Consider the following 13,041-nt stretch of genomic DNA (forward strand, 5'->3'; position numbering starts at 1 on the left):
TCGATATCCTGAAGCAACTGCAGCAATCTGGCGCCTCCCTCCATCAGATCGGCCTTGATGGACTGTTTCACGGCCCGGCGATTCCTCGCAGTAACCGTCTTGCACGCTGAGATGCTGATGCCGTCCGGGATAGGTCGGCGTCGCATGCGGATACAACATATTGAGCAGAGGTCCGTTGCGAAGCCAAATCGTCTCGAGCAGCTCGGGCGCGTTGGCGGCTTTATAGAGCGTGTAGTGGAATTGCCAGTTCGCTTGCACGGCCTCGCGCCGGCGACTGCCGCGTTCTGCCGCGACCAGCGCTTATGATACTCCTTGAGATTGGCGATATCAGCCTTGGAGATCCGGGCGCGGACTTGCGCGTATTGTTCTCGAGCGGTCGAGTTTGAGCGCGGTGTCGCGAGATCATTCATTCTACTGAGATATTTTGCATCCGATCGATCCCACATGAAATTGGACCGATTGAGAAGCCGGTTTGACGAGGCTTCCGCTGGCCGGCTCTTCTAGGGCCATATATGCATGAATTGGAAGGGGGGAATCACAGCGATTCGAGGCGGCGCCAGCCATGCAGCACGCGGCGTTCATGCGAGGCGAACGCGAAGAAGCTACCGCCGCCAGCGGGCTGGTCATGGGCACGATCAATCCCCAAACCGGAGTAATGGCAGTATAAGAGAGTACCAACGCCGCCGTGGCCGACAAAGAGCACGTCGCCCGGCGTGTTGCGGGCCAGCACATGCTCGACCTCGCGGGCGATGCGCAGCTGGGCGTCAAGCGCTCGTTCCCAGCCACGAATGCTGATGTGGGGTTGCGCGAAGAACTGATTGGCCGTCGCCTCGAACTCGTCGGGGACGAGGAAGCCTGTGGCCGATCGGTCGTTCTCGTGCATCGCTTCGCGCACCTCCACGTCGACTCCCAGCTTTGCTGCAATGATCTCAGCGGTCTCGATCGCCTTTCGCTCTCCGCTGGAGATGACCTGCGTGGTACCTGACAGCAGTCCCGTCGCCGTCACGGTTTCCGTACGCGCTCTGCCGACCTCACTCAGGCCCCAACAGTGAACGGGAACCGACGGATCGATGTTCACCTGAGGATGGGTCAGATAGCGTACGACATTTGTCATGACTGAACGATCGCACCCTCACACCTGCTTGCAGTCGGCATCACATCGCCTCCCTTAACGGGTTTATGTGGCAACACGCAGGCCAGAGGCGTCGAAGACGTGGACATCGGGACTCGCGGCAACGAGAGTCATCGTCTCGCCCGGCGCCGGCGTCTGGCGGCCGCGGACCTCCGCAACGAACATCCTGCCGTCGACGCGGCGCAGATAGGCAAAGGAGGCCTCGCCGAGCCGTTCGACCAGCTCGACGACGCCTTCGGCGGCGAAGAAACCGGCCTCGCCCCGGACAAGATGCTCCGGACGGACACCGACCGTCAGCGCGTCGCCGACCTTCAGCGATCCCGCCGGAATGTCGAGGTTGCGAAACGCGGTGCCGGCCACGCGCGCACGTCCGCCCTCGATGCCTTCGACCTCTGCCTCGAAGAAATTCATCGCAGGCGATCCGATGAAGCCGGCAACGAACAGATTGGCGGGTTCATAGTAGAGGTCGAGTGGTTTTCCGACCTGCTCGATGCGGCCCTTGTTCATCACGACGATGCGGTCAGCAAGTGTCATCGCCTCGACCTGATCGTGCGTGACATAGACGATCGTTGATTTCAGTAACCTGTGCAAATTCGCGATTTCAACGCGTGTCGAGACACGCAAGGCTGCGTCGAGATTGGAGAGCGGCTCGTCGAACAGGAAAACAGCGGGCTCGCGCACGATCGCACGGCCGATCGCAACACGCTGGCGCTGACCGCCGGAGAGATCGCGCGGATAGCGCTCGAGCAGCTCCTCAAGCCGCAGCATGCGAGCCGCTTCCGCGACGCGCCGTTCGCGCTCGGTTGGCGGTACGCCAGTGAACTTCAATCCGAACGTCATGTTCTTGCGCACATTCATGTGCGGATAGAGTGCGTAGGATTGGAACACCATCGCGATGCCGCGTTCGGCAGGCGCGAGCGCATTGACAAGCTTGCCGGCGATATGGATATCCCCACCCGATGCACCATCGAGCCCGGCAATCATCCGCAGCAGCGTCGACTTGCCACAGCCCGAAGGGCCAACGAGAACGACGAATTCGCCGTCCTCGATGCTCAGGTTGACGTTGTTGAGCACCGTCGTCGCGCCATAACGCTTGTTGAGCTGCTCGATGCGCAGATTGGCCATTCTGACAACCTATTTGACTGCGCCGGAGGTGAGGCCCGCGATGAGTTGGCGCGAAAGGATGACGTAGATCACGACGACCGGCAGGATCGCCATCGACAGTGCGGCGAGCACGGAATTCCAGTCGGTGATGTACTGCCCGAGAAACTGCTGCACGCCGAGCGTCACCGTGTGGGTCGAATCACTCGAGGTCAGGATCAATGGAAACCAGAGGTCGTTCCAGATCGGCACGATGGTGAAGACAGCGACCGTTGCGATCGCCGGTCGCAGTAGCGGGGCGACCACCTCGAAGAAGATGCGCGTTTCCGGGACACCGTCGCAGCGCGCGGCATCGCGCAAATCCTTGGGAATCTGCTGGATAAATTCGCTCAATATGAAGATCGACATCGGCAGGCCCTGCGCGACATAGACCAGAATCAAGGCAGTCAGCGTGTCGTTAAGGCCAGCGGACCGCATCATGTTCAGGATTGCGACGGAGCCAAGCCGGATCGGCACCATGATGCCGATCGACAGAAACAGCGCCAGCGCCGTCGAACCGCGGAAGCGGTACTCTGTAAGCGCCCAAGCCGCCATCGCCCCGAACAGCAGGACGAGCGCCATGCTAACGAGGGTCACGATCAGCGAATTCGAATAGTAAGTGAGGATATGTGAGGAGCGAAAGACCTTCTCGTAACCGACCAGGCTGAAGGTTGATGCGTCCGGCAGCGCGAGCGGACTCCCGAAGATGGCACTGCGCACCTTGAACGAATTCATCACGACGAGCAGGATTGGACCTACCGCCAGAAGGCTGTAGGCAATCAGGACGAGATGGACACCGATGCTCCTTGCGCGCTGGTCCGTCGTCATGCCTCCCCCTCAGAAAGCGTAACGGCGGATGCGCCGCTGAACGAGGAAGAGATAGAGGCAGAGACCGAGCAGGATGATGAAGAACATCACGGTCGCGACCGCGGCGCCCATCGTCGGATTGCCGAGCTGGAGCTGATTGCCGAAGAAAGTGCGGTAGAAAAACGTACCGAGGATGTCGGTGGTGAAATTCGGCCCCGCAAGCGCGCCCTTGACCGAGTAGATCAGATCGAAAGCGTTGAAGTTGGCGACGAAGGTCAAGACCGAGACCAGGCTGATCGTCGGGAGGACGAGCGGAAGCTTGATGTGGAAGAAGATGCGGAACTGTCCGAGCCCGTCGACGCGTGCCGCGTCGATCAACTCTTCGGGGATGTTGAGCAGCGCGGCGTAGATCAACATCAACGGGATGCCGACGAATTGCCAGACAGAAATGAGGGATAGGGTGACGAGCGCGCTCGATTCGAGCCCCAGCCAGGGAGCAAATAGTGAGCCCAATCCGACGGCCTTCAAAGCGCCAGCCGCTACGCCCCAGAGCGGCGAAAGGATCAGGTTCCAGGAGAAACCGACAATGACAACCGACAGCATCGTCGGGAGAAACATCACGGTTCGATAGAAGCCCTTGAGCCTAACGCCCGGCAGGCTGAGCAATCCCGCGAGCGCAATACCGATCGGATTCTGCACGCACATGTGCACGGCGAAGAATATCAGATTGTTTCTGAGGGCATTCCAGAATGGCTTCGACCAAAGCGCATCGCCGAGCAGCGTTTCGAAATTGGCGAGGCCGACGAATGATCGGGCTCCGGACGGATCGCTCGTGTAGGTGGAGAGCGCCATTGTCGCGAGGAGCGGATAGATCGAAAACAGGGAATAGATCGCTACCGCAGGCCCGAGAAAGAACAGCAGAAGGCCTGCGCGTTTTGCGCGAGGCATCTGGACGGTGATGTTGGAGACCGGTTCAGGCATGACGGGAAGAGAGCACCTACCGTGCGTTATCGTCGCTGTCCGCTTGCGGCTCGTGCCATCTCTTGGCGAAGCGTGCAGCAACTATCGACCAAGGACAGTCCCTCTCCCCGCGAAAGCGGAGAGAGGGACCTCTACATTACTTGGTGGGCTTGTACCACTTGTCGAGGCCGTCCTGGAGTTGCTTGCCGGCAGCCTCGGGCGTCAGCTTGCCGTTGACCACCTGCGCGGACACGTTCCAGAGCTCGTTTTCGAGATTCGGCGTGCCGCGCGATAGTATCTGATACGAATTGCGGATCGTCGACTTGCAGGCCTGCCGCCATCCGACCATCGTCGCAGCGACATCGTCTTCGACCTTCACCGGAGTCTTGGCAAGGGGGAAGAAGCCCGGAAGCGCGTTGGCGTAGATCGTTGCGAATTCCGGTGTCGTCAGCCATTCCAGGAACTTCTTGGCTTCCTCCTTGTTCTTCGAGGCTGCGTTGACGCCCATCGCGATGTCGGTGTGATCCGAGATATAGCAATCCGTCGTGCCGGCCGGCTGCGGCGGCGGGAATGCACCCATGCCGAATTTCGCCTGGCCCCGGAACGTCGAGATGTCCCACGAGCCAGCCGCATAGATCGCGCCCTTGCCGAGCGAGAAGAGGTTCTGACTGTCGGCGTAGGTCTGCGCCTGGAAGCCCGATCCGAGATACGGGGCCCAGCTTGCGATCTCCTTGAAGGCCGTGACATATTGCGCGTCGGTGAGCTTCTCCTTACCAGCAATCAGATTGGCTCGACCCGTCTCGCCCTTCCAATAGTCGGGACCGATGTTCTGGAAGCCCATGGTTGCGGCCTCCCACTGGTCAGCCGTGCCCATCACCAGCGGGACATAAGTCCCTTCCTTCTTCAGCTTATCGAGCACGGCATGGAATTCGTCGAGCGTCTTCGGCTCGGTTACGCCGACCTTGGCGAAGGCCTCCTTGTTGTAGATGAACCCGGCGATAACGGAGGCGATCGGAACACAGAAAGTGGTTTTGCCATCGTCGGTTTGCCACGCAGCCTTTGCGACATCGGAGAAATTGTCCATGCCCTTGATGCTGTCGACGCTGTCGAGCTGATGCTTCTGGTAGAGCGCGAGCGAGGCATCGAACGGACGGCAGGTAATAAGATCGCCGGCGGTGCCGCCATCGAGCCGCGCGTTGAGGGCGGCATTGTATTCCTTGGGTGCCGAGGGCGCGAATTCGATCTTGATGTCGGGATATTGCTTGTTGAAGGCGGGAATGATCTTGGAGTTCCAGATGTCGGCGTCATCATTACGCCAGCTCTCGATCTTCAATGAGCCTGCCTTGGCCGACGCTAGCCCGGCGAGCAACGCCAACGCGGCAACCTCAGCTCCCAATGCGGCCTTGAATGTCCGTCTCATGCTACGCTCCCTTGTTCGGGCCTTCGCCCTTGATTCCGTTGACCCTCGCGCGGCGCAACGCGTCGTCTATGCGGCCTTCCGCAGCAGCGAGCCAGTTGACGGCTTCGCTCATGCTGGCGGCGCCGCAGGCAATCAGCACCGCTGGCTTGACATCGCCGCCGGCCTCACGCAAGGCCGCTGCCGCTTTGGCGTCGCTGACGCTCGCGATCGTTGCGACGATCCCGCGCGCCCGCTCGCGCAACTTGGCGTTATCGGCCTTCAGATTGACCATCAGCCCCTGGTGGATGTGACCGAGCTCGAGTCCCATCAATGACGAGAGCATACCGAGCGCGGCCTTTTGCGCGGCGCCGGCCGCGAGCCGCGTCGAGCCGCGCAGCACCTCCTCTCCGCTTTCGAGCAGGATCGACGCGTCGGCGCCGATGAGCAACGGCGAGGCCGGATAGTGCGCGATGCCGACCACGAAGGCGCCGCGGCGACGCGCCTCTGCCGCCGCAGCGACGGTGAACGGCGTCGAGCCGCTCGCCGATACAGCGATCACGGCGTCGCGGGACAGATCGCCAAGCTCGGTCATGGCCCCCTCACCGGCGACAGCATCGTCCTCCACCGCGCCGTCGATGCGAAACGGCTCGGCGGTCCCGCCGGGCAAGACAATCGCGATGCGGCTCTGGTCAAGGCCGAATGTACCGGGAAGCTCGGCAGCATCTTCGGCCGCCGCAAGGCCGGAAGACCCCGCACCGGCATAGACCAGACGCCCGCCGGCTCGCCAAATGGCGGCGAGCCGAAGTGCCGCCGCGCGGATGTCGGTGGAGGCAGCCGCGACCGAAGCAATCGCCCGGCGGTAGGAAGCGAGCATCGCGTGCGCAAACTTCGCCTCATCGGTCGTCACGACGTCAGTGGTGTCGCCGCACCTCTCTCCGCCCGACTCCAAGTTCGGCAGTACCGACATCGTGAATACCAATGGTAGATACCTCTTGTATTCGTTTTAGCCACGTGACATACCACTTGTCTAGAGGCGTTAAGAATTTTTTTAGGAGGCTCCTTGGCGACAGCCCGGTTCTTTCTCGGAGTAGACGGCGGCGCCACCCGTTGCCGCGCGAGATTGCGGGACTCGTCTGGCCGCGAGCTCGGGCGCGGCCTCGGGCCGGCTTCGAACATCTATCTGGACTTCGACGAGGCGATGCGGGTCGTGCGTGAAACCATCGAATCCGCGATCAGCGCCGGCGCGCCACGGCAGGAGATCGCCCTCGGCCTGAGCCTTGCCGGGCTTTCGGACGACAACGAAGCGAAGCGTGTTTCCGCCGCCCTGCCCGGCTTCGCACGCATCGTCGCCGTTAATGATGCTGTCGCCGCCTGCGTGGGAGCCAATGGCGTCGGTGACGGAGGCCTAATCATCGCGGGCACGGGCTCGGCGGGCATCGCTCGCCTGGGAGAACGAACGACGATAATCGGCGGACGCGGCTTCTGGCTGGGTGACGACGGATCCGCCGCACGCCTCGGCGAATCGGCATTGCGCGCGACGCTGCGTGCGATCGACGGCCTCGAGCCGATGAGTGGGCTCGCCCAGGCGCTCGGGCGACGTTTTGATGATGATCCATTGCGAATGAGCCGCTGGGCAGCGGAGGCCAGACCCAGAGACTATGGCTCCTTCGCCCCCCAAATCCTTGACATCGCCAGGTCCGGAGACAAGCGCGCACGCGAAATCGTCGGGGAAGCGGCCTGCGCGATCGCGGCGCTCGCGAACGCGCTGAACGCGCTCGGCGCCGAGCGCATTGCGCTCGCGGGCGGCTTCGGCGAGCCCTTGCGCCCGTTCTTGCCGCCTGATGTTGCCAAGCGCCTCGCCCAGCCGCGGCGCGACGCAGTCGACGGCGCGATCCTTCTCGCCGGCGGAACGCTCGCGGAGGACGCGGCATGTCCATGACGGTCGAAACGGCGCCGGGCCAAAAGCTCTATCGTGCCGTGGTCGACGCGCTTCGGCGCGAGATCGAGACCGGACGCTTCGCGGAGACGCAACTGCTTCCGGCGGAGCGGGTGTTGTGCGAGCTGCTCGACATATCGCGCACCACGCTGCGAAAGGCGATCGCCGATCTGATCGCCGAAGGCGTGCTGTATCACCGCCACGGCGCGGGCACCTTCATCCATCGCGCAACGCCGCGCGTCGAACAGCCCTCGTCGCGCCTGACGAGTTTCACGGAAGACATGCGGCTGCGCGGATTGGAGGCTAGCTCCCGCGAGCTCGAACGCGGCGTGTTCCTGCCGACGCCGGAAGAGGCGATGATGCTTGGCGTACGACCGAACGACCGCGTGTTCCGGCTCGGACGCCTGCGCCTGGCCGACGGTTCGCCCATGGCAATCGAACGCGCCGCCGTGCCAATACGCTTTCTTCCTGAACAGGATTCGGTTGGCGCCTCGCTCTACGAGGCACTCTCCGCAAGGGGCTTCAAGCCAACCCGGGGCTTGCAGCGCTTGCGTGCGACCATCCTCGAACATGCGGATGCTGAACTGCTCTGCGTCGCGCCGGACAGCCCGGCGCTCTACATCCAGCGCATCGCCTACCTCGCCGACGGAGCCTGCGTGGAGTTCACGAAGTCCTGGTACCGTGCCGACGCCTATGATTTCGTCTCCGAACTCACGCTGTCGCCCCCGGCCCGAAAGACGCACCGATGAGGACACACATGCTGCAGGAGATCGGCGAGGCCGGCGAAGCGGCTGCGCGCCAGCTCGGTCAGAATGCTGAACGGCTCGCTGAACTCGGAGCGCGCCTGCGTGCCCTCGATCCGCCGCTCGTCGCAACCATCGGCCGTGGTTCGTCGGATTGCTGCGCGCTCTATCTGAAATATCTCGTCGAGATTGTTTCGGGGGTGCCTTGTGTCTCCATCGGCCCCTCGATTGCGACGCTTTATCGGACGCCGATGCGGCTCGAAGGGAGCGTTTCCGTCGCGATCTCGCAATCGGGACGCAGCCCGGACATCGTGGAAATGCAGCGTGCCGCACGAGACGGCGGTGCGCTGGCCCTCGCATTGGTCAACGATGTGGCCTCGCCACTCGCGCAGGAGGCCGAAATCCTGCTGCCGCTCTGCGCCGGCACGGAACGTTCCGTCGCCGCGACCAAATCGATGGTGGCCGGTCTCGTCGCGGGGGCGAGCCTCGTCGCGGCATGGCGCGAGGATCGGCAGCTCGCAGACGCCCTCGCCGGCCTGCCGGACGTCCTGCGCGCCCAAACAACGCCCCCACCCGCGACGATACTGGAAAGACTTGCAAACGCCCGCAGCGCCTTCGTGCTCGGCCGGGGCGCGACGCTCGCGATCGCCGCGGAAGCGGCACTCAAACTCAAGGAAACGTGCGCGATTCACGCCGAGGCCTACTCCGCGGCCGAGGTGCTGCACGGCCCGGCCGAACTTGTAGCGTCGGGCTTCCCCGTCATCGCCTTCCTGCCGTCCGACCCGGCGCGCGAAGGCATGCTGCCGACGCTCACGGCGTTGGCCGACGCCGGAGCGACGGTGATCGTAATCGAAGCAGGCGGCGCCGATCAGTCGGATCGTCTCGCTACGGCACGAGTCGAGGCTCCCCTGTTGGAGCCCATCGTCATGATCCACCGCTTCTACCGGCTTGCCGAAGCGCTTGCGCTCCGGCTCGGGCGCGATCCCGACCGCCCGCGCAATCTGCGCAAGGTAACGGAGACCGTCTGATGATCGTTCTGACCGGCGCGCGGATTTTCGATGGAGAACGCTTTCTCGATGACCGCGCGGTTGTCGTCGAAGGAGCGCGCATTGCCGCAATCGTTCCCCACTCCGAGAGACCAGACGGCGCAGTGCGGGATCTCGGCGGCGGCCTGCTTGCGCCCGGCTATGTCGACGTTCAGGTCAACGGCGGCGGCGGCGTCCTATTCAACCAGGACCCGACGCCCGAAGGCATCGCCCGCATCGCGGCCGCGCACCGTAAACACGGGACCATCGGGCTGCTGCCGACGCTGGTGACCGACGCGCCGCAGGTGATGGCCGCTGCCATCGCTGCGACGGGCGAGGCGCGGCGTCTGACCCCTGCGGCACTCGGCATTCACCTGGAAGGGCCCTTCCTGGATCCGCGCCGCAAGGGGGCGCATGAACTCAGCTACATCCGCGACCTCGGGCGCGACGACATCGCGACAATCGCCAAGGCAGATTGCGGCGCAGTCATGCTGACGCTCGCGCCCAATCGGGTCGGGACCGAGAGCATCGCCGAGCTCGCGCGGCATGGCGTACTCGTCTCGCTGGGCCACTCCGACGCGAGCTACGAGGAGGGGCGCAGGGCCGTGGAGGCAGGCGCGCGCGCGTTCACCCATTTGTTCAACGCGATGAGCGCACCGACCGGGCGCGAGCCGGGCATGGTCGGTGCCGCGCTCGATCTAGACGAGGCGTTCGTCGGCCTCATCGCCGACGGCCATCACGTCCACGAGGCGAATTTGCGCATCGCGCTTGCTGCCAAGCGGCGCGATCGCTTCATGCTGATTACCGACGCGATGCCGCCGGCGGCTGGCGGCCCCGATCATTTCGATCTTCAGGGCCGCCGCGTGACGTGCGTTGACGGCTGCCTGCGGCTCGACGACGGGACGCTCGCCGGCTCGGTTCTGACCATGGATGAGGCGGTGCGTTATGCGGTCAACGTCGTTAGGCTTCCGCTCGCCGATGCCCTCGCAATGGCATCGCGCGTTCCGGCGACGTTTCTCCGGCGCGATACTGAACTCGGCCGTATCGCACCAGGCCATCTCGCGAGCCTCGTGCATCTCGACGACGAGCTGCGGGTGCTGGAAACCTGGATCGAGGGCTGCCCCTCAATACCTGACTGAAGGACACAATTGAGCCATGTCCTCGCTCTCCCTCTCCCCCACACAAAATGTTCGCGTTCTCGTGGTTGGCCTCGGCACCATGGGAACCAGCCATGCCCGCGCCTACAGATCGGTCGAGGGTTTCGAACTCGTCGGTCTTTGCACCTCTCGCGCGGCCGATCGCGACGATCTCGAGGCCGAGTTTCCCACTCTTCCCCGCTTCGAAAGCTTCGACGAGGCGCTTACGCGTTTGCGTCCCGACGCAGTCGCGATCTGCACCTACACCGAGCATCACGCCGCCATGGCGTTGCAGGCTTTCGCTGCTGGCGCGCATGTTTTCTGCGAGAAGCCGCTGGCCGACACGCTGGATGTCGCGCGGCAAGTCGTCAGTGCTGCACGCGCGGCCCGAAAGGCGCTCCTGATCGGCTATATTCTGCGCGTACATCCCGCATGGTCACGGTTCGTCGAAATCGGCCGAACGCTCGGAAAGCCGCTCGTGATGCGCATGAATCTCAACCAGCAGTCTGCGGGCTCCTTCTGGGAGGTGCACAAGAAACTCATGCGATCGACTTCACCGATCGTCGATTGCGGCGTCCATTACGTCGACATCATGTGCCAGGTGACGCGAGCGCGTCCCGTCGCGGTCCATGCGGTCGGGGCGCGACTGACCAGCGAGATCGCGCCGGCCATGTACAATTACGGCCATCTTCACATCATGTTCGACGACGGATCCGTCGGATGGTACGAGGTCGGCTGGGGTCCGATGATGAGCGAGACCGCTCATTTTGTGAAGGACATGATCGGCCCAAACGGCAGCGTGTCGATCGTCGCAAAAGAGAGTGCCGATGCGGGCGCGCATTCGGCGGAACATGATACGCATACACGGACCAACGCGCTTCGCATCCATCACGCGGCGCGCGACGCCGAAGACCGCTTTGCGCAGCCGGACGAGTTGATCTCGACTGCTGATGACCCCGACCATCAGGAGCTCTGCGAGCGCGAGCAGCGGCTGTTTCTGAGTGCGGTCCGTGGCGAGATAGACCTGTCCGAGCATCACGAGGACGCGATCAACTCACTCCGCATCGTCTTTGCCGCCGACGAGAGCGTTCGAACCGGTGAAGTCATACGCCTGTAGATCCACACCTGTTGAACGCACCGCGGCAGGAACGAGTAGAGAAATATCCATCTGCAGCGGAATCAACGGCGAGCGATTAGGCCTCACCGACAGCTTGAATGGCGTGCTGTCATCGCCCGCGCACATGCTCCACCCAATCCTAGACGAGGCACGGATACGTCGATCCACTTTTACCGACACCGGAAAGCCGCGACGAGCGGTCGAGGCCGAACAATCTCCAGCTTCTGCAAGCACCTGATGGTGCGGACCTCGGCCGGCATGTCCTCATTGGGATTAGTTTTCCAGTCGCTTACGCCGACCTCGCCCGCATACATGTCGCCTTTGGAATCCAGTGCAATGCCGCGCGGTGCGAGAAACTAGCCGCTAGCAAGACCGGGACCATCCTCGCCGTCGAGCCGCGCAATGCGCTTTCGGTTGGCGTCCACAATCGATAGCCGCGGGCCAAGCTTGGGCACCTTGCGGTTGACCGGCATGGCGGGACCGAGTTCGCCAACAACGATGTCGGGTTCCTACGGCCCCAAGGTCTGCTTTGATTGGCCGACGCAAGATTTTTCTTGATCTCCCGGTGCACACGCCGTGCACACGGCGCCTCCTAGCGCATTGAACCGCTTAAACTCTCGCTCCAACCCATCATGGGCCAATTTGAGCTAGGTACAGCAAAACACCAGCAACTTGTCAGGCTTAGCCCGATTTGTACCAAGTTAGGCAACCGATCGCATGACGTCCAGTTTTGGCCGCGGACGGACCGAGTGGCGAATGAAGCCGGCGCATGAAGACGTATCTCTCGGCCGGCTTGCCGTCCTCGGGACACAGCGGCGCGTCGCTGCGGCTCGCCGAGATGTTGACGATCTCCGGCGAAGTGTCGCGGTACATATCGGCGAGATCCGACAGCGTAGTTTCGACCTTGAGCCCGCGGTCCTGCCGCACCGCGCCTGCTGCGGCCCCGCTGCGCCTTGATGACGCCGTCGGCTGAAAGCAACTCGACGGCCTGCCGGATCGTGACGCGTGACACGCCGAACTCCGCGGCCAGCTCCTCGTTGGCCGGGAAGCGAAAGCCTTGGGTCCAGATGCTGTGCTTAGACTGAGCAAGACCAAGAAGCCGGCACTCAGTCTTGCTGACCCCGGGCGACAAAAAAGCGCCAATTAGCTATCTGCGACTCCATCGATAATGTGTCGCAGGTACGGTCGATCAGTATGCGCGACCGTAGGGCCTGCCTTGAGCCGGATTCTTGATGGACTCGTGCGTCACAATCGCATGAACGGATGCGCCTTCTGGTGCCAGGCCCAGGCGGTGCGGATGACCGTCGGCAGGTCGGAGTGGCGCGGCACGAAGTTCAGGATCTTGCGCGAGGCGGAGGGGTCGGCGACCAGATAGGTGGGATCGCCGGCGCGGCGCGGCTTGACGGTGTGCGGCACCTCGCGCCCGGTCTCCTGCCTGATGGCGCCCAGGATCTCGCGCACCGAAAAGCCGGAGCCGGTGCCGAGATTGAAGCTGCCGCCGGCATGTCCCTGTTCCAGCAGCTTCAGCGCCGCGACATGCGCGGCGGCGAGGTCGGTGACATGGATGTAGTCGCGGATCGCGGTGCCGTCGGGCGTGTCGTAGTCGTCGCCGAACACCGCGAAGTCGACATGGCCCTGCAGCGCCA

General features: G+C 63.2%; 13 protein-coding genes and 1 pseudogene. 5 read left to right on the forward strand and 9 right to left on the reverse strand.

Features of this window, described 5'->3' with window-relative positions:
- Window positions 1-535: 535 nt before the first annotated feature.
- The 6 genes from E4K65_RS10615 to E4K65_RS10640 form a co-directional block, all read right to left on the reverse strand.
- Complete coding sequence (locus E4K65_RS10615) at window positions 536-1,114, reverse strand: histidine phosphatase family protein (protein WP_135174100.1); 579 nt, start codon at window positions 1,112-1,114, stop codon at window positions 536-538.
- Between the two features lie 63 nt (window positions 1,115-1,177).
- Window positions 1,178-2,257 carry an ABC transporter ATP-binding protein gene (locus tag E4K65_RS10620; protein ID WP_135174101.1) on the reverse strand — a complete coding sequence of 360 codons (1,080 nt, stop codon included), beginning with the start codon at window positions 2,255-2,257 and terminating at the stop codon, window positions 1,178-1,180.
- Window positions 2,258-2,266: 9 nt separating this feature from the next.
- Window positions 2,267-3,100 (reverse strand): carbohydrate ABC transporter permease, encoded by an 834-nt coding sequence (locus tag E4K65_RS10625; RefSeq protein WP_135174102.1) that lies wholly within the window; start codon window positions 3,098-3,100, stop codon window positions 2,267-2,269.
- 9 nt (window positions 3,101-3,109) lie between these two features.
- Complete coding sequence (locus tag E4K65_RS10630) at window positions 3,110-4,060, reverse strand: carbohydrate ABC transporter permease (RefSeq protein WP_135174103.1); 951 nt, start codon at window positions 4,058-4,060, stop codon at window positions 3,110-3,112.
- 136 nt (window positions 4,061-4,196) lie between these two features.
- Window positions 4,197-5,459, reverse strand: coding sequence for an ABC transporter substrate-binding protein (locus E4K65_RS10635; protein ID WP_135174104.1), 1,263 nt, complete (start codon window positions 5,457-5,459; stop codon window positions 4,197-4,199).
- A gap of 1 nt (window position 5,460) precedes the next feature.
- Complete coding sequence (locus tag E4K65_RS10640) at window positions 5,461-6,405, reverse strand: N-acetylmuramic acid 6-phosphate etherase (RefSeq protein WP_025576116.1); 945 nt, start codon at window positions 6,403-6,405, stop codon at window positions 5,461-5,463.
- Window positions 6,406-6,498: 93 nt separating this feature from the next.
- Here E4K65_RS10640 and E4K65_RS10645 point away from each other — a divergent pair, with 93 nt between their 5' ends.
- From E4K65_RS10645 to E4K65_RS10665, 5 genes are read left to right on the forward strand one after another with little or no spacing between them, the layout of a single operon-like run.
- Complete coding sequence (locus E4K65_RS10645; RefSeq protein ID WP_167770704.1) at window positions 6,499-7,377, forward strand: glucosamine kinase nucleotide-binding domain-containing protein; 879 nt, start codon at window positions 6,499-6,501, stop codon at window positions 7,375-7,377.
- Window positions 7,368-8,123: a GntR family transcriptional regulator gene (locus E4K65_RS10650; protein WP_235885572.1), complete on the forward strand. Its 756-nt coding sequence runs from the start codon at window positions 7,368-7,370 to the stop codon at window positions 8,121-8,123. Before E4K65_RS10645 ends, E4K65_RS10650 begins: the two co-directional genes overlap by 10 nt.
- Before the next feature lie 8 nt (window positions 8,124-8,131).
- The gene (locus tag E4K65_RS10655) at window positions 8,132-9,145 is read left to right on the forward strand and encodes an SIS domain-containing protein (RefSeq protein WP_235885573.1); all 1,014 of its coding nucleotides are present in this window, start codon (window positions 8,132-8,134) and stop codon (window positions 9,143-9,145) included.
- Window positions 9,145-10,281, forward strand: coding sequence for an N-acetylglucosamine-6-phosphate deacetylase (nagA, locus tag E4K65_RS10660; RefSeq protein ID WP_029677423.1), 1,137 nt, complete (start codon window positions 9,145-9,147; stop codon window positions 10,279-10,281). Before E4K65_RS10655 ends, nagA begins: the two co-directional genes overlap by 1 nt.
- A gap of 16 nt (window positions 10,282-10,297) precedes the next feature.
- On the forward strand, window positions 10,298-11,395 hold the full coding sequence (locus E4K65_RS10665; protein WP_135174107.1) for a Gfo/Idh/MocA family protein: 1,098 nt from the start codon (window positions 10,298-10,300) through the stop codon (window positions 11,393-11,395).
- A gap of 170 nt (window positions 11,396-11,565) precedes the next feature.
- Here the strand turns inward: E4K65_RS10665 and E4K65_RS48590 are convergent.
- The 3 genes and pseudogenes from E4K65_RS48590 to E4K65_RS10680 all read right to left on the reverse strand — a co-directional run.
- Window positions 11,566-11,901: pseudogene (locus E4K65_RS48590) on the reverse strand (hypothetical protein); the annotation flags it as partial.
- Window positions 11,902-12,076: 175 nt separating this feature from the next.
- Window positions 12,077-12,322: a hypothetical protein gene (locus E4K65_RS48595; protein ID WP_025576106.1), complete on the reverse strand. Its 246-nt coding sequence runs from the start codon at window positions 12,320-12,322 to the stop codon at window positions 12,077-12,079.
- 318 nt (window positions 12,323-12,640) lie between these two features.
- A partial coding sequence (locus E4K65_RS10680; protein ID WP_135174108.1) for an NAD-dependent epimerase/dehydratase family protein occupies window positions 12,641-13,041 on the reverse strand: 401 nt, incomplete at its 5' end.

Source organism: Bradyrhizobium niftali (genome assembly GCF_004571025.1).
In the GTDB taxonomy this organism is placed as follows: domain Bacteria; phylum Pseudomonadota; class Alphaproteobacteria; order Rhizobiales; family Xanthobacteraceae; genus Bradyrhizobium; species Bradyrhizobium niftali.

Excerpts from the sequence above, each read along its gene's own strand:
- E4K65_RS10620 (WP_135174101.1), bottom strand. The coding sequence starts at position 2,257 with ATGGCCAATCTGCGCATCGAGCAGCTCAACAAGCGTTATGGCGCGACG.
- E4K65_RS10655 (WP_235885573.1), top strand. The coding sequence starts at position 8,132 with ATGCTGCAGGAGATCGGCGAGGCCGGCGAAGCGGCTGCGCGCCAGCTC.
- E4K65_RS10625 (WP_135174102.1), bottom strand. The coding sequence starts at position 3,100 with ATGACGACGGACCAGCGCGCAAGGAGCATCGGTGTCCATCTCGTCCTG.
- E4K65_RS10665 (WP_135174107.1), top strand. The coding sequence starts at position 10,298 with ATGTCCTCGCTCTCCCTCTCCCCCACACAAAATGTTCGCGTTCTCGTG.
- E4K65_RS10640 (WP_025576116.1), bottom strand. The coding sequence starts at position 6,405 with ATGTCGGTACTGCCGAACTTGGAGTCGGGCGGAGAGAGGTGCGGCGAC.
- nagA (WP_029677423.1), top strand. The coding sequence starts at position 9,145 with ATGATCGTTCTGACCGGCGCGCGGATTTTCGATGGAGAACGCTTTCTC.
- E4K65_RS10650 (WP_235885572.1), top strand. The coding sequence starts at position 7,368 with ATGTCCATGACGGTCGAAACGGCGCCGGGCCAAAAGCTCTATCGTGCC.
- E4K65_RS10635 (WP_135174104.1), bottom strand. The coding sequence starts at position 5,459 with ATGAGACGGACATTCAAGGCCGCATTGGGAGCTGAGGTTGCCGCGTTG.
- E4K65_RS10630 (WP_135174103.1), bottom strand. The coding sequence starts at position 4,060 with ATGCCTGAACCGGTCTCCAACATCACCGTCCAGATGCCTCGCGCAAAA.
- E4K65_RS10615 (WP_135174100.1), bottom strand. The coding sequence starts at position 1,114 with ATGACAAATGTCGTACGCTATCTGACCCATCCTCAGGTGAACATCGAT.